16 protein-coding genes are annotated in these 18,889 nt (G+C 69.8%); 10 read left to right on the top strand and 6 right to left on the bottom strand.

What is annotated here, in order from left to right; genetic code table 11:
* Nucleotides 1-122: 122 nt before the first annotated feature.
* A complete protein-coding gene (locus ACFYYF_RS35805) occupies nt 123-1,232 on the bottom strand; it encodes a hypothetical protein (RefSeq protein WP_388782359.1) in 1,110 nt (369 codons plus the stop codon).
* A 13-nt stretch (nt 1,233-1,245) separates the two neighbouring features.
* Nucleotides 1,246-2,604, bottom strand: coding sequence for an FAD-dependent oxidoreductase (locus tag ACFYYF_RS35800; RefSeq protein WP_388782356.1), 1,359 nt, complete (start codon nt 2,602-2,604; stop codon nt 1,246-1,248).
* Nucleotides 2,605-3,688: 1,084 nt separating this feature from the next.
* On the opposite strand from ACFYYF_RS35800, the gene ACFYYF_RS35795 reads away from it, so the two are divergent.
* The 10 genes from ACFYYF_RS35795 to ACFYYF_RS35750 all read left to right on the top strand — a co-directional run bounded on the left by ACFYYF_RS35795 (nt 3,689) and on the right by ACFYYF_RS35750 (nt 13,903).
* A complete protein-coding gene (locus ACFYYF_RS35795) occupies nt 3,689-4,189 on the top strand; it encodes a PhzA/PhzB family protein (protein ID WP_388782352.1) in 501 nt (166 codons plus the stop codon).
* A 47-nt stretch (nt 4,190-4,236) separates the two neighbouring features.
* Nucleotides 4,237-5,403: a 3-deoxy-7-phosphoheptulonate synthase gene (locus tag ACFYYF_RS35790; RefSeq protein WP_388782349.1), complete on the top strand. Its 1,167-nt coding sequence runs from the start codon at nt 4,237-4,239 to the stop codon at nt 5,401-5,403.
* Between the two features lie 23 nt (nt 5,404-5,426).
* Nucleotides 5,427-6,050, top strand: a complete 624-nt coding sequence (locus ACFYYF_RS35785; protein ID WP_388782345.1) for an isochorismatase family protein — start codon at nt 5,427-5,429, stop codon at nt 6,048-6,050.
* The gene (locus ACFYYF_RS35780) at nt 6,047-7,912 is read left to right on the top strand and encodes an anthranilate synthase family protein (protein WP_388782342.1); all 1,866 of its coding nucleotides are present in this window, start codon (nt 6,047-6,049) and stop codon (nt 7,910-7,912) included. Before ACFYYF_RS35785 ends, ACFYYF_RS35780 begins: the two co-directional genes overlap by 4 nt.
* Nucleotides 7,909-8,259 carry a hypothetical protein gene (locus ACFYYF_RS35775; protein ID WP_361691509.1) on the top strand — a complete coding sequence of 117 codons (351 nt, stop codon included), beginning with the start codon at nt 7,909-7,911 and terminating at the stop codon, nt 8,257-8,259. The genes ACFYYF_RS35780 and ACFYYF_RS35775 overlap by 4 nt, the downstream gene beginning before the upstream one ends.
* A gap of 3 nt (nt 8,260-8,262) precedes the next feature.
* Nucleotides 8,263-9,096, top strand: coding sequence for a PhzF family phenazine biosynthesis protein (locus ACFYYF_RS35770; protein ID WP_388782339.1), 834 nt, complete (start codon nt 8,263-8,265; stop codon nt 9,094-9,096).
* Between the two features lie 13 nt (nt 9,097-9,109).
* Nucleotides 9,110-9,757 carry a phenazine biosynthesis FMN-dependent oxidase PhzG gene (gene phzG, locus ACFYYF_RS35765; RefSeq protein WP_388782336.1) on the top strand — a complete coding sequence of 216 codons (648 nt, stop codon included), beginning with the start codon at nt 9,110-9,112 and terminating at the stop codon, nt 9,755-9,757.
* 108 nt (nt 9,758-9,865) lie between these two features.
* Entirely contained in the window at nt 9,866-10,966 is a 1,101-nt protein-coding gene (locus ACFYYF_RS35760) for a phenazine antibiotic biosynthesis protein (protein ID WP_388782333.1), read from the top strand.
* Nucleotides 10,966-12,330, top strand: a complete 1,365-nt coding sequence (locus ACFYYF_RS35755; protein WP_388782331.1) for an aldehyde dehydrogenase family protein — start codon at nt 10,966-10,968, stop codon at nt 12,328-12,330. Before ACFYYF_RS35760 ends, ACFYYF_RS35755 begins: the two co-directional genes overlap by 1 nt.
* A 58-nt stretch (nt 12,331-12,388) precedes the next feature.
* The gene (locus ACFYYF_RS35750; protein WP_388782328.1) at nt 12,389-13,903 is read left to right on the top strand and encodes a GMC family oxidoreductase; all 1,515 of its coding nucleotides are present in this window, start codon (nt 12,389-12,391) and stop codon (nt 13,901-13,903) included.
* A gap of 102 nt (nt 13,904-14,005) precedes the next feature.
* Here the strand turns inward: ACFYYF_RS35750 and ACFYYF_RS35745 are convergent, their stop codons facing one another.
* The 4 genes from ACFYYF_RS35745 to ACFYYF_RS35730 form a co-directional block, all read right to left on the bottom strand.
* A complete protein-coding gene (locus tag ACFYYF_RS35745; protein ID WP_388782325.1) occupies nt 14,006-14,986 on the bottom strand; it encodes an Lrp/AsnC family transcriptional regulator in 981 nt (326 codons plus the stop codon).
* A gap of 588 nt (nt 14,987-15,574) precedes the next feature.
* Nucleotides 15,575-16,822 (bottom strand): hypothetical protein, encoded by a 1,248-nt coding sequence (locus ACFYYF_RS35740; protein WP_388782322.1) that lies wholly within the window; start codon nt 16,820-16,822, stop codon nt 15,575-15,577.
* Entirely contained in the window at nt 16,819-17,868 is a 1,050-nt protein-coding gene (locus ACFYYF_RS35735; protein ID WP_388782319.1) for an aspartate-semialdehyde dehydrogenase, read from the bottom strand. Before ACFYYF_RS35735 ends, ACFYYF_RS35740 begins: the two co-directional genes overlap by 4 nt.
* 29 nt (nt 17,869-17,897) lie before the next feature.
* Nucleotides 17,898-18,872, bottom strand: a complete 975-nt coding sequence (locus ACFYYF_RS35730; RefSeq protein WP_365493355.1) for a helix-turn-helix domain-containing protein — start codon at nt 18,870-18,872, stop codon at nt 17,898-17,900.
* Between the last annotated feature and the right edge of the window lie 17 nt (nt 18,873-18,889).

The following is an 18,889-nucleotide window of genomic DNA, read 5'->3' as shown; positions in this document are numbered from 1 at the left end:
CCGCGCGCGCCGCGCCCCCGCCCCCCCCGCCCCCCCCCCCCCCCCCCCCCGCCCCCGGGCCCCCCCCCCCCCCCCCCCGGCGCGCCCCCCCCCCCCCCCCCCCCCCCCCCCCCCGACCGGGTTCATGCGATGGACGCCGCCGGATTGCTTCCGGCACCGGCCGCGACGGCTTCACCCTGCGGGGAGTTCCGGACCGTCGCGAAGTTGAACGCCTTGTCGCGAATGGTGATGGTCCACGAGAGTCCGGACCGCTCGCCCACGGTGAGCCCCAGCACGATGAGCGGCATGTGCCACTCGTACTTCACGAGCATGCCCTGGTCGGCGAGGGCGTCCGATCCGTCGTACGCCGATACGTTGCCGTAGTTGTTCACGGCGAAGACGTCGGGCGTGGCGATCATCTTCCCGATCCTCGCCTGGCCGGCCTCGATGAAGTCCTCTCGCCGCTCGATGCGGGACAGCGCGTCTATCTCGCGCTGCTCCTCGGCGCGATAGTAGTCACGGATCTGGATTCCCGAGCTCTGCTCGATCACGCTTCGCGGCACCGTCAGGAACCGGAGCGTGTTGCCGAGGGGCAGCTTCGGCGAGTAGAGGCTGTTCTTGAGGACGAACATGTTCGCGCTGTCGCGGTCGAGGAAGTCCGTCCTCATCCTTTCCAGGAAGGAGCCGATCTTGACCGGCGCGTCGGAGCCTTCGCTGAACGTGACGGGGAGTTCCTTGGTCGCACCGGAGGGCGAAGTCTGGGCGGGCGGCAGGAAGGCTGCCAGCTCATCGGCCCGGATCTCCAGCTCCGCGAGGCCTTCGGCGATCCGGAAGCCGTCCTGCCGGGTCTTCAGGGTGCTCATCAGCGCCTGGTGGAACCGGAAGACCTTGTATCCGTCCTGCAGCGGGAACGGTATGCACGTGAAGATGCCCTGCAGGTGCGGGTCGGAGCGGTAGGTGACGGAGGCGAGCAGGAAGCTGTCGTAGTAGCTTTCGTACTTTTCCGCGAGGAGTCCCTGGAAGGACGAGAGGGGGAAATCCTCGGGGGTGTCGAAGGTCAGCTCCACCAGGTGGCACTTGGAGAAGAGCGGGTTCCCCCGGAAGAAGTGCGTCATGGCCTCCTCGAACTCGGCGAGCTCGAAGGTCCTGTCGACCTTGTACGTGGAGAGCGACGGAAAGAACTGTGACGCGTCGATGAACGGGAACGTGGTCAGGGAGAGCCGAAGGATTTTGTCGGCGATGGAGAGGGGCATTTCGTTACCTCCGTTAGCTGGTGTGTGCCGGGAAGCGTCGCCGGCGATTTCCCATCAGAACGCGCCACATGACACCCGGGGTGCACAACGCTGTCGGCGGTTCGAGCAAGTACTGGACTTTCAGGAATTTCTCGGCCACGACCATGTCCGTTTCGGCCGCGGCGAGCACCTTGTCCATGTAGGAGTTGATGAGCCGCACGGGAAGCGGCCTCGGGCCTTCGATCTGAGGCAGGGCCAGGTCACTGCCGGTCGCCATCTTCCAGGCGACACCGATGGGTTTGGCGGCCTTGCGGAAGAACCGTTGGCCGACCTGGTCCAGGTCACCGCTCAGCGAGTCACGCAGCGCCATCGCCTGGAGCGAGGCCACCGTCATCCCCTGGGCGTAGATGGGGTTGAAGCTGGATATCGCATCGCCCACCACCAGCAGCCTGCGCGGGAACCGGGTGAGCTTCTCGTAGCGACGGCGCACGCTCGCCGGGAACCGGTGCGCGGAGATCTCGCTGAGCGGCTCGGCGTCGCGGATCGCCGCGAAGACGTGTTCGGGAACCAGCGGCCTGGCGAACTCCACCCACCCGGCCGGGTCGGTCGGCGGGTGGTGGTCGCGGTAACCGATCAGCGTCAGGACCCAGCGGCCGTCCTCTTCCTCCAGGAATTCCGCGCCCTTGGGGCTCCCCGGTGCGTGCCCGATGATCACGACCTTCTCACGGCCCATCGACCCGGGGGCCGGCCGCAGATACCGGCTCGTGTACATGATGTCGACGTCGATACGCTCCTCGACCGGCGCCTCGTATCCCATCTCGACCAGCCACTTGGTGGTCCGTCCGGAACGACCGGTCGCGTCCACCACCAGATCGGCGGGGATCACGTCCTCGGAGCCGTTGCCCACGTACCTGACGCGCACACCGGTGACAGCGGCGTTGTCCGAGGTGGTCACGAGGCCGGTGACCTGGCACTCGTCGATGATCTTGATCTTCGCGAGCTCCCCGATCCGGGCACGGAGGCGACTCTCCAGATGCGGCCGGCTCGGCTGGTAGGTGCGGGACAGATCGGCGTACTCGCCGTCCATGCACAACAGGTGCCCGCCCAAGCTCATCCGCAGCTCGGCGGGTCCGTCGATGACGGGCGCGCCACCGTCGACGAAGTCGTCGAGTATCCCGGGGAACAGCTCCTCGAAGATCTTCGCGCCCTTGGAGAGCAGGCCATGAGCGTGGCGGCCCTGCGGAACACCTCGCCGCTGAGTCCGCTGCCCCTCCGGCAACTGGTCACGCTCCACCACCGTCACCCGGTCGAATGCCTCGGAGAGCACCCGGGCGGCAAGCAGACCCGAGATACTCGCTCCCAGCACCACCGCATGTTCACCGATACGCTTCACTGGAATTCCTTCTGGTTGGGCAAGTGTTTTGTGTGGGGTACGTCATGCAATAGACGGGGGATCGCGGCCGATGCCCGGGCGTTTCCCGAATCTTTCGGCAGGGAAATGGTCGAGATCTGCGGAGCGCACCGCGAACATAAGTGCCCCCCAGGTTTGGCCACCGCACGTGGCGCCGTATTGACTTGTTCGTTCCATCGAGCGCGGCTCGCGTGGCCGAAATTCACGTCGGACACGAGGCTCCGGCGCGCACCGGCCACCTGGCCGACGGAAGGTGTCCTGGCACCGGCGCCGGGAGGGGGCTTCGGTCGCCGGTAGTACTGGTCGCGGGGCGTCCCTAGTACAGGGGACAGGAGTGCGGTCCGGAGTACAGGGGACAGGAGTGCGGTCCGGGCAGGCGGGCCGAGCCCGCAGCCGGCGCCCCGCAACCCGCAGCCCGCAACCCGCAACCCGCAACCCGCAACCCGCCCACCGTGTCGACTTGCTGATCCTTCGCCAGTGGACGAGGGCGCACGCGAGTGAGACGAGCCCGACGCCGGGTCGGCTCGCGTCGGACGTGGGTGCCGACCGCCGTCTCGTCACCCTTGTCGCCAAGAAGGGACTCGGGCCGTTCGTGCGTGATGGAGAGGACGTCGCCGTCGGTCGCGATCGCCTTCAGCGGCGTGCCGCCGCCGTCGCGGCCACTCCCGCTTCCGGACCGGATCGATCAGCGCCCACGGCTCGTCATCGAGGGTCCGCGGTCCCCTCACACCGCCACAACGGACGAATCGTCACACCGAACACGGCCCGCAGGCCCACCGCCACAAGATCGTTTTACGCGTCCGTGGGCAGAGTCACGCCCGGCATGGAGCAGATTCATCAGACGGTGATACCGGCTGGAATTTTTCGCTCAGACAGCGGTGATCGGCTTCCCGAACCAGCCAGGGTATGAACAAGATTTCGCCTACCCGCCGAGCGCGGGAGGGGGGCTCAACAGAAATCTCATGGACCCATGCATGACTGTGCTCTTTCGGAGCCGTCATGCCTGTTGCGTCTGCCCTTGTGCGCGCGGTGATTCCGCTTTACTTCGGCACGAGAGGAAGAGCAAATGACCGGCACCGCCGAAACCACCGATACACTGTCGACGTCCCGCGGCGACGCGGAACTGCGAGCGAGCAACCGCGCGATCGTGGCGCAGTACATGAATACCCGCGGACAGGATCGCCTGCGTCGACACCTTCTGTTCACCGAAGACGGCACCGGTGGTCTCTGGACGACCGAGACCGGGGAGCCGATCGTCATCACGGGCCGGGACCGGCTCGGTGACCACGGCCAATGGTCGCTCAAGTGCTTCCCCGACTGGGCCTGGACGAACGTCGAGATCTTCGACACGCAGGACCCCAACCAGTTCTGGGTCGAATGCGACGGCGAGGGAACGATTCGCTTCGCCGGCTATCCCGACGGCCACTACAGCAATCACTTCCTGCACTCCTTCCTGTTCGAGAACGGGAAGATCAAGCGCCAGCGCGAGTTCATGAACCCGTGCCAGCAGTTCAGGGCTCTGGGCATCGCCGTTCCTCAGGTCAAGCGGGCCGACATACCGACCTGAACGCCGTTCGCCAGGCGTCTTCTTATCAATCAATGGAGAAGGTCGTTATGGGAAACATCCTTGCCGACATCGATAGGGCCCAGGCGCGCCATCAGCCCGAATGGGACAGTCCCTCACAGGTCGAGCTCGTACGAGCGATGCTGTCATCCGTCACACCGCTGGTGACCGCCGCGCAGGCGGAGAACCTCCGCTCCCACCTGGCCCGCGTCGCCACCGGCGAGATGCAGGTGCTGCAGGCCGGGGACTGTGCCGAGGACCCGGCCGAGTGCACCGCCGGGCACATTCGAGGCAAGACCGGACTCATCGATCTGCTCGCCCAGAACCTGGAGGCCGCCACCGGCAAGCAGACGCTGCGGGTCGGGCGGATCGCGGGGCAGTTCTCCAAGCCCCGCTCCAGCCAGGTCGAGAAGCTCGGTGACGACGAACTGCCGTCCTTCTTCGGGCACATGATCAACGGGCCGGAGCCCACCCACGAGAGCAGGCGTCCCGATCCGCTGCGCATGCTCACGGGCTACATGGCGGCACGGGAGATCACGACACGGCTCGGCTGGGTCGGGTCGGCACCCCGGTTCGAGGGGCCTGTCGTCTGGACCAGCCATGAGGCGCTGCTTCTGGACTACGAGATGTCGATGCTCCGGGAGCTCGACGGCGGCCGGCACCTGCTCGGCTCCACCCACTGGCCGTGGATCGGCGAGCGGACCCGGCAGATCGACGGCCCGCACGTCGCCCTGCTCGCCCAGGTGGCCAACCCGGTCGCCTGCAAGGTCGGCCCGTCGATGACCGCCGGCGAGATCGTCGAGCTGTGCGACCGGTTGGACCCGGAGCGCGAGCCGGGCCGGCTTTCCCTCATCGTGCGCATGGGCGCCGATCTCGTCGCCGACCGGCTGCCCCGGCTCGTCGAGGCCGTGCAGTCGGCCGGGCACCCGGTGGTCTGGCTCAGCGACCCGATGCACGGGAACACCGATTGCGCGGCCGACGGCACCAAGTACCGGCTCGTGGAGACCGTCGCCCGGGAAGTCCGCGGCTTCCGGCGGGTCCTGGACCTGGCGGGGGTGCCGGCCGGGGGCCTTCACCTCGAGGCGACCCCCGACGACGTGACCGAGTGCGTGCTGGACCCGGCCGAGCTGGGGTCGGGCCCCGTCACCAGCTTCTGCGATCCGCGGCTCAACACCCCCCAGGCCATCAAGGTGGTCTCGGCGTGGTCCGAGTACTGAGATTCCTAGAGAGGGAACCTTCGATGACCGGAATACCACCGATCGCGCCGTACAGTCTGCCGCCGAGCCACGCGCTGCCGGAGAACGCCGTGCGCTGGACCGTCCACCCGGACCGGGCGGTGCTCCTCATCCACGACATGCAGCGATACTTCCTCGATCCCTTCGAGGAAGGCATGCGCGGCGAACTGGTGCGCAACGTCGCCGACCTCAAGAAGCGCTGCGCGGCGCTGGGGGTGCCGGTGGCCTACACCGCCCAGCCCGGCAGCATGACGGACGAGCAGCGCGGGCTCCTGAAGGACTTCTGGGGCCCCGGCATGCGCACCGACGAGGCCGACCGCGCGGTCGTGCCCGAACTCCGGCCCGACGCGGACGACTGGGTGAGCACGAAGTGGCGCTACAGCGCGTTCTTCAACTCGGAGCTGCTGCGGCGCATGCGCGCACTGCGGCGTGACCAGTTGATCATCTGCGGTGTCTACGCGCATATCGGTGTGCTGTCGACCGCTCTGGACGCGTTCTCCAACGACATCCAGCCCTTCCTGGTCGCCGACGCGCTCGGCGACTTCTCCGAGGACCACCACAGGCTGACCCTCGCCTACGCGGCACGGTCCTGCGCCATGGTGGTCAAGGCCCAGGACGTGCTCGCATGAGCGCCCTGCTCGAGCAGGTGCTCGCGCTGGACCTGCCCGCCTTCGCCATCATCCACCGTCCCGAAAGCGGCTCCCCCGGCACGCTGGACGTCCTGACCGGCCAGGTGACCGAGTACAAGACGCTGGACGACATCCCGTTGGCCGACGACTCCGGGCCGGGTCCGGCGCTCGACACGCTGGTGCTCGTCCCCTATCGCCAACTGGCCGATCGCGGCTTCGCCGCGCGCGACGACGCCACGCCCCTGCTCGCTATGAACCTCACCGGTCGCGACACGGTGCCGGTCGCCGAAGCGCTCGCCCGCTTCCCGCAGGTCCCCACGGAGTTGACCGACGGTCACTTCGACGTGGACGACGCCGCCTACGCGCGGATGGTGCGCCAGATCGTCACCGAGGAGATCGGCACCGGCGAGGGCGCCAACTTCGTGATGAAGCGCTCCTTCGTCGCGGACATCGGCGACTACTCCCTGACCAGCGCCCTGTCGTTCTTCCGGCGGCTGCTGGAGCGCGAGGAGAAGGCCTACTGGACCTTCATCATCCACACCGGCCGCAACACCCTCGTCGGTGCGACACCGGAGCGCCACGTCTCGCTCGCCGGCGGCACGGCCGTCATGAACCCGATCAGCGGCACGTACCGGTATCCGTCCGGCGGCCCCACCCTGCAGGGGGTCATGGAGTTCCTCGCCGACACCAAGGAGACCGACGAGCTCTACATGGTCCTCGACGAGGAACTGAAGATGATGGCCCGGCTGTGCGACGACGGTGGTCGCGTCCACGGGCCGTACCTGAAGGAAATGGCGCGGCTGGCGCACACCGAATACCTGATCGAGGGCAGGACCGACCGCGATGTGCGCGAGGTTCTGCACGAGACGATGTTCGCCCCGACCGTCACCGGGAGCCCGCTGGAGAGCGCCGCCAGGGTCATCCGGCGCTACGAGCCGAAGGGCCGCGGCTACTACAGCGGGGTCGCCGCGCTGATCGGACGGGACGCGGCCGGACGGCAGTCGCTCGACTCGGCCATCCTGATCCGGACGGCCGACATCGATCCCGGCGGCCGGATGAACATTTCCGTCGGGGCCACCCTGGTACGCCACTCCGACCCGACGGCCGAGGTCGCCGAGACCCGCAGCAAGCTGGCGACCCTGCTCAACGCGCTCAAGTCCGGCCGTGCGGCCGGCTACGCGGCCGACCCGGAGGTACGCGCCGCCCTGGACCGCCGCAACGAGGGGATCGCGGGCTTCTGGCTCCGGGACCAGGAGGACCGCCCGCCGGCCGGGGCCCTGCTGGACGGCATGACGGCGCTGGTCGTGGACGCGGAGGACACCTTCACCGCGATGCTCGACCAGCAGTTGCGGTCACTGGGGCTGTCCGTGGAGGTCCGCCGCTTCGACGAGCCGTACGACGTGGCGGACTACGACCTGACGGTCTTCGGTCCCGGTCCGGGAGATCCGCGGATGACCTCCCACCCCAAGATCGCCAAGCTGCGGCAGTCCATCGACACCGCGCTGGCGAGTGGCCGGCCGATGCTGGCGGTGTGCCTGAGCCACCAGGTGCTCAGCACGAGGCTCGGCTTCGACCTGTACCGCCGCGAGGTACCCAACCAGGGCGCACAGCGCGAGATCGAACTGTTCGGCGTGCGCGAACGCGTGGGCTTCTACAACACGTTCGCCGCGCACAGCGCGGTGAGCAAGCGAGCCGTCGAAGGAATCGGCGTGGTCGAGGTGAGCCGGGACGAGGTGACCGGCGAGGTGAACGCCCTGCGCGGGCCGGGCTTCGCCTCGGTTCAGTTCCACGCCGAGTCGGTGCTCACCGTCGACGGCCCGCGCATCATCAGCGAGGCGATACAGGGGGTGCTCGGCCGATGAGAGTGGATGTCGTCTGGTGGGACCTGGCCAGGTCCCACCAGACCGTCGAATCCCTGGAGAAGGATCTTCGTGACGGCTCCGTCGAGCCGTGGCACGAGGTCAGGGGACTGCGCCTGAAGCTGTGGATCGCCGACCGCGAACGCGGCCGCTGGGGCGCGCTCATGTGGTGGGACGCGGACGTTCCGGCAGATCAGCCGCTGCCCCCCAACCGGGCGGCCGAGCTGATCGGGTACGCACCCGACCACCGCACCAGCTTCGACGTCGCGGCGGTGGCCGAAGGGCTCGACTCGCTCGGCCTCGCCTTCTCCGCCGGCCCCTCGGTACCGGCACAAGCAGTGGAGCGCTGAACAATGCACCGTTATTTGGTCGTGGACGCCTTTGCCAGCGAGCCGTTGCTGGGCAACCCGGTCGCCGTCTTCTTCGACAGCGGGGACCTGACCGGCACGACGATGCAACGCATCGCGAAGGAGATGAACCTCTCCGAGGTCACCTTCGTGCTGCCGGCCGAGCAGGGCGGCGACGCACGGATCAGGATCTTCACCCCGGTGAACGAACTTCCGTTCGCCGGGCACCCGATGCTCGGCACGGCCTTCGCGCTCGGCCGGACCTGGGGCCGCGACCGGCTGCGGCTGGAGACCGCGATGGGCGTCATCCCGTGCGAGCTGGGCAGCCGCGACGGCGCCGCGTGGGTCCGGATGGAGCAGCCCGTTCCCAGTTCGAAGCCCTACGATCTCGCCACGGACCTCCTGGCCGCGCTCGGGGTCGAGTCGTCGACGGCCCCGGTCGAGATCTACCGCAATGGGCCCCGGCACGTGTTCGTGGGATTGAGCGACGTCGAGGCGCTTTCCGCTCTCCACCCGGATCATCGCGCCCTCTCGCGCTTCCCCGACATGGCCGCCAACTGCTTCGCCGCGGCGGAGGGAGGCTGGCGGACGCGGATGTTCTCCCCCGCCTACGGCGTGGTCGAGGACGCGGCGACCGGTTCCGCCGCCGGGCCTCTCGCGATCCACCTGGCCAGACACGGGTTCGCCGAGTACGGCCAGGAGATCAAGATCACCCAGGGTGTGGAAATGGGACGCCCGTCGGTCATGAGGGCGACCGCCGAGGGGGTCGGCGAGTCGGTCCACTCGGTCCACGTCGGCGGGCACGCCGTCCTGGTCGCCGAGGGAACAATCAATGTCTAGCGAGGGGCCTTTGATGGACGCCAGTGGATTCGAGTCCCTCAGCGGGAAGGTCGACCTCCCCTTCCCCGAGTACGACAAGCCGCCGTCGGAGCCTCTCAGGCTGGTGCGCAGCTGGCTCTCCCAGGCACGGGAGAGCGGAGTCCGCGAGCCCAGCGCGCTGGCGCTTGCCACCGCGGACTCCCGCGGCCGCGCTTCCAACCGGATCGTCGCCATCACCGATGTCACCGACCAGGGTCTGGTGTTCAGCAGCCACAGCTGCAGCCAGAAGGGACGTGAGATCGCCGCCACGGGGTGGGCGTCGGGCTTGCTGTACTGGAGGGAGACCGGTCAGCAGATCATCCTCTCCGGTCCCATCGCTCCCCTGCCCGAGGCCGAGTCGGACGCCCTGTGGTCCGCCCGGCCGATCCCGCTGCACGCCATGTCGACGGTCACCCGGCAGAGCGAGCCGCTGGAGGACCTGGACGAAGTCGAGGCTCTGCGCGCCCGGGCACGCGGCCTGGAACGGACCGAATCGCCCCAGCCCCGGCCGGAGTTCTTCGTCGGCTACCGGCTGCGGCCCGACGCCGTCGAATTCTGGTCCGCGAGCTCGGACCGGCTGCACCGCAGGCTGCGCTACGACCGCGACGCGCTCGAGTGGCGTACGAGCCGGCTGCAGCCCTAGCCCCCCGCTGCTTCGGCACACCCTCCTGGCGCTCACCGCCTCGCACCGCTTCGGCGGCACCGTCGTCGTGCCCGGACACACCCGACCCATTCCTTGAGGAAGAGAGACATGCCTCGTACCGCAGAACAGATCCTGGATCTTCCGTTCGACGTCCAGCCCGATCCCGACGAGTTCATCCGCGCCGCCATGGAGTGGCACTTCAATCCCGAGACCGGCTGCAAGTTCTGGCTGGACCGGGCCGCCGGTCTCGGCTTCGATCCGCGAGCCGACGTCAAGACGCACGAGGACCTCCGGCTCTTCCCGAACGTGGCCGCGGAGCTGCGTGACGTCCGTGGTGAGGACCTGGTTCCCCGGGGCTACGGAGACCGGCCCGACGTGGTCGGGTTCTTCGAGAGCGGCGGCACCACCGGCGCCCCGAAGCGGGTCGTTCTGATGCGGGACTGGCTCGACCGCATGGTGGGCTGGAGCAACGCGAACCTCGACCGCCACGGTGTGCCGCGCGGAGGGAACTGGCTGGGAGTCATCCCGACCGGACCGCACGTCGTGGGCACCCTGTTCCGGCAGCACGCCGTGACGCACGGCCGCCACGGCTTCACGATCGACCTCGATCCGCGCTGGGTGAAGCGACTCGTCGCCGAGGGTCAGTTCGGGCAGGTCGACGCCTACGCCCAGCACCTCGTCGACCAGGCCGCCGACGTCCTGCGGACGCAGGAGATCGGCCTGCTCACCATCACGCCGCCGCTGCTGGAACGGCTGGCCAGGGACGAGAAGCTGGTAGCCCTGGTGAACGAGCGGGTGAAGTGCATCAGGTGGGGAGGCACCACGATGGACGCCGACACCCGCCACCTCTTCAAGACCGAGGTGTTCCCCGAGGTCGCGCTGTGCGGCGAGTACGGAAGCACGATGATCATCGGGGTCGCGGGCGAGCGGGCCGGGATCTCCGTCGACGACCCGTGTGTCTTCGACTCCTTCTCCCCCTACGTGACCTTCACGGTCGTCGATCAGAAGAGCCTCGACCCGGTGCCCTACGGAGAGCGCGGCCGGGTGCTGGTCAACCACGTCAGCAAGTCGTTCCTGCTGCCCAGCAACCTCGAACGCGACCTCGCCACCCGGATTCCCCAGGTGAACGGCGCGGTCGGGGACTCGGTCGCCGACATCGGCACGGTCGCGGTGTTCGAGGACGAGAACGTCATCGAGGGGGTCTACTGATGATCGACCTGCCCGCGCTCGGCGCTACGGGCGCCTACCGCTCCAGGAACATACAGACGGTCACCGACGTGGCCGGCGCGGCCGTCGCGGAACTGAGCCTCGTACCGCCGTTGTACGTCAACCGCACCATGGCGGCGCTGCGCCGGGGCGGCGGCCTGCCGGCCGACGAACGGGCCGGCGCGTTGATCCGTGCGGCCGAGCTCTTCGCGACCGCGACGATCGACGGCCTGACCGCCGAGGAGTATCAGCACGCCGTCAGCAGGGTCGGCGGCGTCCCGGTCTCCTCCGTCGTCGCGGCGACCACGTCGGTCGCCGAGCGGGTGGCGAGGGCTCATGCGAGCGTCCAGTACGCGCGCCCTGGCGGGGCGGTCGCCGACTGGCGCGATCCGCTGACCCGGACCGGGCGTTCGGTGTGGACACGGCGCGGAGACGTGTTCGCCGTGCACGCCGCGGGCAACCATCCCGGCACCCACAGCATCTGGCCGGAGGCACTGGCGCTGGGCTACCGCGTCGCCGTCCGCCCGTCGAGCCGCGATCCCTTCACCCCGCACCGGCTGGTGACGGCCCTGCGGAGCGCGGGATTCGCCGACGACCAGGTGGCGCTCCTGCCCACCGACCACGCCGGTGCCGACGCCGTTCTGCGCGGCGCCGACCTGGGGATGGTGTACGGCGGCGAGGAGGTGACCCGCAAGTACGGCGGGGCCGCGACGGTGCTGCCGCAGGGGCCGGGCCGGTCGAAGATCCTCATCACGGCGGACGTGGACTGGCGCGACCACCTGGACGTGATCGTCTCGTCCGTGAGCGGCCACGGCGGCACCGGATGCGTGAACACGACAGCCGTCTTCGTGGAGGGCGACCCGGCTCCGCTCGCCGAGGCCGTCGCCGCGCGGCTGTCCACAGCGGTGCCCCTGCCGCCCGAGGACGACAAGGCCGTACTCCCCGTACAGCCGGTCGCGGTCGCCAGGGCGATCGAGACGTACCTGCTGAAGAAGGCGGCCGGCACCCGGCCCTGGCTCGGCGGCGACGGCGTCGTGGGCGAACTCGGGGACGGGAGCGCCGCGCTGATGCCGGCCGTCTTCCAGCTCGACGATCCGGCCGCTCCGCAGGCAGGTGTGGAACTGCCGTTCCCTTGCGTATGGATCGCGCCCTGGACGCCCGAGGCCGGTACCGAGCCGCTGAAGAACACGCTCGTGCTCAACGCGATGACCCACGACGCACCGCTCATCGACCGCCTGCTCGACGAGCCGACCATCAGCAACGTGTACCTGGGAAGCCGGCCCACCCACTGGATGGACCCCTCCGTACCGCACGACGGCTATCTGGCCGACTTCCTCATGCGGAACAAGGGCGTCATCCGGAACTGATCGCGGTTCCGGCGACGCTCACGTCCTCCCACCGCAACGAGACCGAAAGGGTCCTACCTTGTCCCACTCCGTCGAACCGGCCGACGTCCTGATCGTCGGCGGCGGGTCGGCCGGCGCGGTGCTGGCCGCGCGCCTGAGCGAGAACCCCGCCCGGCGCGTCGTACTGCTCGAGGCAGGGCCGGACTACGGCCCCGCCCGGTTCCCCGACGCGCTGCTCGACGCCAACCGCATAGCGGATCTCGATCACGACTGGGGATACACCTCACGGGGCGGGCGGCTGAGCCCCGAGATCGCCGCCCTGCGCGGCAAGGTGATGGGCGGGAGTTCCGCGGTCAACGCCGGCGCCGCCCTGCGCGCACGCGCCCTCGACTTCGCCCGCTGGGCCGAGAACGGGCTCGACGACTGGAGCTTCACCGACGTCCTGCCCTACTTCCGTGCCCTGGAGAACACTCCCACGGGCGAGGACGAGTTCCACGGGCGGAGCGGGCCGATGCCCGTGCGCCAACTGACCGACTCCGAGCTGACCTCGGCGCACCGTGGCTTCATCGACGCCGCGGTCGCCCACGGCTACAAGCGGATCGCCGACTTCAACGGTGCCGAGCAGGACGGCGTCGGACCCTTCGCGGTCAACGTCCTCGACGGGATCCGGCAGAACACCGCACTGGTCTATCTCACCGCCGAGGTGCGCGCCCGCCCGAATCTCACCGTGTGCGGTGGCGTCACCGTCGACCGTGTCGTGTTCCGCGGCGGCAGCGCCACGGGAGTGGTCACGGCCGACGGGACCGTGTACGACGCCGGTGAGGTGATCCTCTCCGCCGGGACCTACGCGAGCGCGGCGATCCTGCTGCGCTCCGGCATCGGCCCCGCCGGCGAACTGGCGTCCCACGGCATCGAGCCGCTCGCCGACCTGCCCGTCGGACAGCACCTGCAGGACCACCCCTTCTGCCCCGCGGTCTACGCGCTGGCCCCGGGGCGGGGGGAGATGGCTCCGGCCCTCGGCGCGCTGCTGTGGACCGCCTCCAGCGAGGCCGCGGACGGTGAACTCGACCTGAACGTGGTCGCCGTGCATCCCGGCGGGGCTCCGTTCATGCCCGCCGGCGGCGTCATCGCCCTGTCCACGGCTCTCGTGCTCCCCGAGGCGCGCGGCACGGTGCGCCTCGCCGGCCGCGATCCTCTGGTCCAGCCCTTGATCGACCACAACTACCTCGGCACCGAGCGCGACCGCCGGCGCATGCTCGAAGGCGTGCGGATCGCACGGGATCTGGCCCGTGACCCGGCACTCGCGCCGTCGCTCGGCGGGCTTCTGATGCCGCGTGAACTGCCCGACGAGGCCGAGGAACTGACGCGGGTGATCGAATCCGGCCTCGCCATCTACGGTCACCCCACCTCCACCGCCCCGATGGGTGCCGCCGACTCGCCTCAGGCCGTCGTGGACTCCCGCGGAGCCGTGCACGGACTCGCGGCCCTGCGGGTCGTGGACGCCTCGGTCATCCCGTACGTGCCCTCCAGCGTCACCAACCTCACCACGATCATGCTCGCCGAGCGCATCGCCGACCTCGTCTACGGCCACTGACGACTCGGGCCCCCTGGCCGAACTCGGCGGGAGTTCGGCCAGGGGGCCCGGCTCGGGGACGCGGCGAGCGCCGCGCCCGATGAAAGGAGGCTGCGAACCAGCTCAGGCCGAATCGCTGCGCCTGGGGCTGCTGTGCAGGAACGGACTGCAGGTTTTCAGGGTCCGCTGGACGGGACTCGTCTCGAGCACGCGGATGGAGTCCAGCGCGCTGAGCCTGTCGGCCAGGTAGTCGTGCAGTTCACTGGGACTCTTGCACAGGACGAGGGCCACCAGGTTGGTCGGGCCGGTGGTGGAGGCCAGGAAGGCCAGTTCCTTGTGCTGGATCATGGTGCTCGCCACCTGGTTCAGATGCGCGGGGGCGACGGACATCCACAGCAGGGCCTGCGTGGTGATGCCGTACACCTCCGCACTGATCTCGACGTCGAAGGTGAGCATGCCGCTGGCCTGCAGAGCGGCGAGCCGGCGTGTGATGGTCGAGGAGGACTGGCCCGTCTCGGCGGCGAGGTCCGTGTAGCTGATACGGCCGTTGTTCTGCAGCGCGGCCAGCAACTGCCCGTCCGCCGGGGTCAGGGATGCGCGGAGCTTGGGCTCCTCGGCGTCATCCGACGAGTCGCGTGCCCGGCGCAGTTGTTCCTGCTGGTCCTTGGTGAGAGCGGTGGTGTGTCCCTGCCATGCGGTGGGACCGCCTAAGTAGGTGTGCAGCAGGCGGTGCGCCGACACCTCGGCGATGTTGGCCACGCGAGGGATCTCGCGGAACAACAGCGTATGGTGCGCCGCGGAGTTCATGACGAAGCATATTTCGGTTCCCCCGGACACGAGCCGCACCCAGGTGGTGTCGTCCCGGCGAGCCAGGCTGTACGCGACACTCTGGGCGGTGTTCGGGGTGGCCGTGAGCCTCAGAATCCACTTCCCGCCCGACGGCTGCCGCGGGTTCACCACCCCGACGACGCGAAGCGCCAGCTCGCTGCTCAGCCGTCCGTAGCGACGGGCGACTGTTTGCGTGGAGACACCCAGAACCTCGGCGATCCGGCTGAACGGCGCCCGACCGTCAATGCGCAGGGCATGAATGATACAGTGGTCCAATTCATCGACTGTGGGGACCACCGACTCGGAAAAGTCGCCCACCGGCCTTCTAGGCCCATGGACGCTCAGCAAGACTTGCTCAGCAAGGTGTGCGGCACTAGTTTCCCCCGAATGGCCTAGGACAGGACCTCGTCAATGGACTTGGCTGTCGGCGACGGCGTCTTGCATCACCAGAGCCTCGGCGAGTTCCGTTCCATGGTGATGGTCAGCCAGTTCTTGTGATCGCGCACGACCTGGTCACGGTCGAACGATTCGGCGATATCGCATACAGCCGCTGCCACTACACCAGCCCCCCGACCAGCTCCTGAACCACTACGGACCTTGACCATCACCACGAAGTGGATATCGATGGGTCAAGAGGAAATCGCCGGGGTCCTGACTCATCGCCAGGGTTTGGTCGGCGGAATCCACTAGGTCCAGTCTTCGTACGAGTGTACATGTTCCTTCCCTCGGTGGGTACGGCGACCCGCCGCCGGGACCCCTCAACAGGGGCCCGGATAAACAAGTCTTGACCATTCGTCAGCACCGGGAAGCGCCCGTCGTACCGGACTTGAGCGGCGTGTTCTCGCAGCTCAGGCATGAGCGGGGTCAGCGGGACGGGCCGGGACCGTCGGATCGCCCCGTCGATGGAGGCGCCGGGACGGGGACCTGGGCCGGGGCGGGCGCCGGGCCGACGAGGACGTCGCTGTGGGCGGAACGGATCTTGACCGGCGCGGGCCCCGCCGGCCCAGGGGTGTCCGAGGTGTCCGGGGTGTCCGGGTAGAGCAGGAGGTGGCGCCTGCGGGCCTCGGCCGCGGCCTCCGGGCGCGGCACCACGACGTGTTCGGCACGGCCGTCCGCGCCGAGGGTGGTGACCAGGCACAGGCCGTCGAGCAGGCGCGCGGTCCGTACGTACCGGGCCGTGCCCCGGGCGCCGGCCGGCACCGCCAGGCACGCCGCGTCCGCGGTGTCGAACTCGGTGACCGTCAGACCCTCGGCGCGCAGCCGCCCGCCCACCGAGCGGCGTTCGCGTCCGGACCGGAAGGACCACACGTCGCTGTCCTTGTGCACGACGACCGCGGCCGCCGCCGGCCCCGTCCCGACGGCCGTCCCGCCCTCCGGTGCCCCGCTCCAGGGAAAGGGGCGGCACAGCAGCCGCACTCCCGCGCGCTCCGCCCAGTCCACGGCTCCCTCGTGGACGACCCTGGCGCCGTGACGGGACATCCGGCGCACTCCCTCGTAGCTGATCCGGGTCAGGGTGCGCGCCTCAGGGACGAGGTAGGGGTCGGCGGTGCACACGCCCGGCACGTCGGAGAAGAGCTCGCACGTGTCCGCGCCCAGCGTCGCGGCCGTCGCCACCGCCGAGAGGTCCGAGCTGTTGCGCCCCAGCATGACGGTCCGCCCGGCCGCGTCGACGGCCTGCCCGCCGGGGACCACGGCGATGGGGCAGTCGGCCAGGGCCCCGGACAGCGTCTCGGGACTGGCCGAGACCAGTTCCGCCCGGTCACCGGGACCCTCGGCGAGGAGTCCGGTGGCCGCCGCCGGCAGCGGGCAGCCGGGCGCGCCCGCGGCGTCGAGCGCGGCGGCGAGCAGGGCGACGCTCACCGTCTCGCCGGCGGTCAGGAGCATCGCCGCGGCCCGGGCGGGCGGGTCGGCGGCCAGGGCGTCCAGGGTCCGCTGGAGTCTGTCCGTCGTACCGGACATCGCGCTCACCACGACGACCAGCGGGCGTCTCGCCTCGGCCCTGCGGCGCACCGCGTAGCGGGCGACCCGGTGGTAGCCGTCGAGGTCGGCGAAGGCGGAGCCGCCGAACTTCAGCACCAGCGGGCGGCTGTCGGGGGCGTGCCGGGCCGTCATCCCAGCCACCCGTTCTTCGCGGCGAGTTCCACGATCTGCAGCGCGTTCAGGGCGGCGCCCACCCACAGGTTGTCGGCGACCACCCAGAGCGCGAGGGCCCGTTCGTCCTCCGGCCCGACGCGGACGCGGCCGACGTGGACCAGCGCCCGGTCCTCGCGCCGGGCGAAGACGGTACGGGGCATGGGGTACGCGGGGGTGTGGGAGCGGTGGTGGACGCGCAGGCCGGGTGCCGCGGCCAGGGCCTCCTCGACCGCCGCGGCGGTGACGGGCTCACGCAGGGCTACGTGGACGGCCTCGGAGTGGCAGTCGAAGACCGGCACCCGTACCGCGGTCGCGCTCACCCGCAGGTCCGGCAGGCCGAGGATCTTGCGGGGTTCGCGGACGAGTTTGCGTTCCTCGTGCGTGAAGCCGTCCGCGTCCTGGAGCCCGATCTCGGGCACGAGGTTGAAGGCCAGCGGCTGTCCGAAGCGCCCGCCGGGAACGCCCTGCGCGCCGGGGTCGTCCAGGACGGCCCTGGACTCCTCCGTCAGTTCCCGCAGGCCCCGCACCCCACCGCCGGAGGCCGCCTGGTAGGTGGCCACCACGACGCTCTCCAGACCGGCCAGTTCGTGCACCGGGTGCAGGGCGCGTACGAGCTGGATGGTGGAGCAGTTGGGGTTGGCCACGAGGCCGGACGCCGGACGCTCGTCGAGCACGCCGGGGTTGACCTGGGGCACGGCGAGCGGCACGTCCGGCCGCATCCGGAACGCCGAGCTGTTGTCGACGACCAGCACTCCGGCCGAGGCCAGCCGCTCGGCCTCCCGGCCGCTGATCTCCGCGCCCGCGGAGAAGACGGCGACGTCCAGGCCCCGGGGGTCGAGTTCGTCGAGGGTGACCAGATCGGCCAGGGGCAGGGACAGGCCCAGTTCACGGCCCAGGTCCCGGCCGACGCTGCGCGCCGATCCGACGGGAACGACCTGTTCCACGGGCACGATCCCGCCGTCGAGCAGGGCCAGGCACTCCCGGCCCACCGCTCCGGTGGCGCCGACTACCGCGATGCGCAGCATTCCCGTCCTCCTGTCGCCCCGGGCGGGGCTCAGTACGTGGTCGTGTCCGGCGACCGGCCCCGGAAGGCCCGCCGGTACGCGTGGGGGGTGGTGCCGAGGAAGTGCACGAACTGGTAGCGCAGGGCGGCCGCGTTGGCGAAGCCCGTACGGGCGGCCACGGCCTCCATCGTCTCGTCGGTGTTCTCCAGCAGCCGCTGGGCGCTCAGCACCCGCTGGGCCAGCAGCCAGCGGTAGGGCGTGGTCCCGGTCTCCGCACGGAAGCGGCGGGCGAACGTGCGCGGTGACATGCAGGCCCGCGCGGAGAGCAGCTCGACGCTGATCTCCTGGTCCAGGTTCCGCTCGGCCCAGGTCAGCACCTCGCGCACACCGTCCTCCCCGTAGTGCGCCACCGGGCGTTCGATGTACTGGGCCTGGCCGCCCTCGCGGTGCGGGGGCACGACCATGCGCCGGGCGATGGCGTTGGCGACGTCGCTGCCCTGGAGCTTGCGCACGAGGTGGAGGCAGGCGTCGATCCCCGCGGAGGTGCCTGCCGAGGTGAGGATCGGGTCCTCGTCGACGTAGAGCACGCCCGGTTCGACCCGGGCCTTGGGGCAGCGTTCGGCGAGTGCCTCGGCGTACCGCCAGTGCGTGGTGCAGCGCCGGCCGTCGAGCAGTCCCGCCGCGCCCAGGACGAAGGCGCCGACGCAGACGCTGACCACCCGGGCCCCTCGGGCCACCGCCTGGCGCAGGGCCTCCAGCAGGGCGGGCGGAAATTCCCGGGTGTGGTAGTCGTCCCCCACCGGTATGGCGATGAGGTCGGCCTCCTCCAGCCGGTCGAGGCCGTAGGGCGTGCTGATGGTGAATCCCGGCACCGCCCGGACCGAGGGGGATTCCGCGGCGACGAGCGCGAAGTCGTAGGCGGGCAGCCCCTCTTCGCTGCGGTCGATTCCGAATACCTCACACACGACACCCAGCTCGAAGGGATGGACGTTGTCGAGCAGGACCGCGGCTACGTTCTTCAGCATGTTTTCCAATGTGGCAG

The organism is Streptomyces sp. NPDC001914, assembly GCF_042891215.1.
Taxonomy (GTDB): domain Bacteria; phylum Actinomycetota; class Actinomycetes; order Streptomycetales; family Streptomycetaceae; genus Streptomyces.
This window is presented reverse-complemented; position numbering and strand designations above follow the sequence as displayed.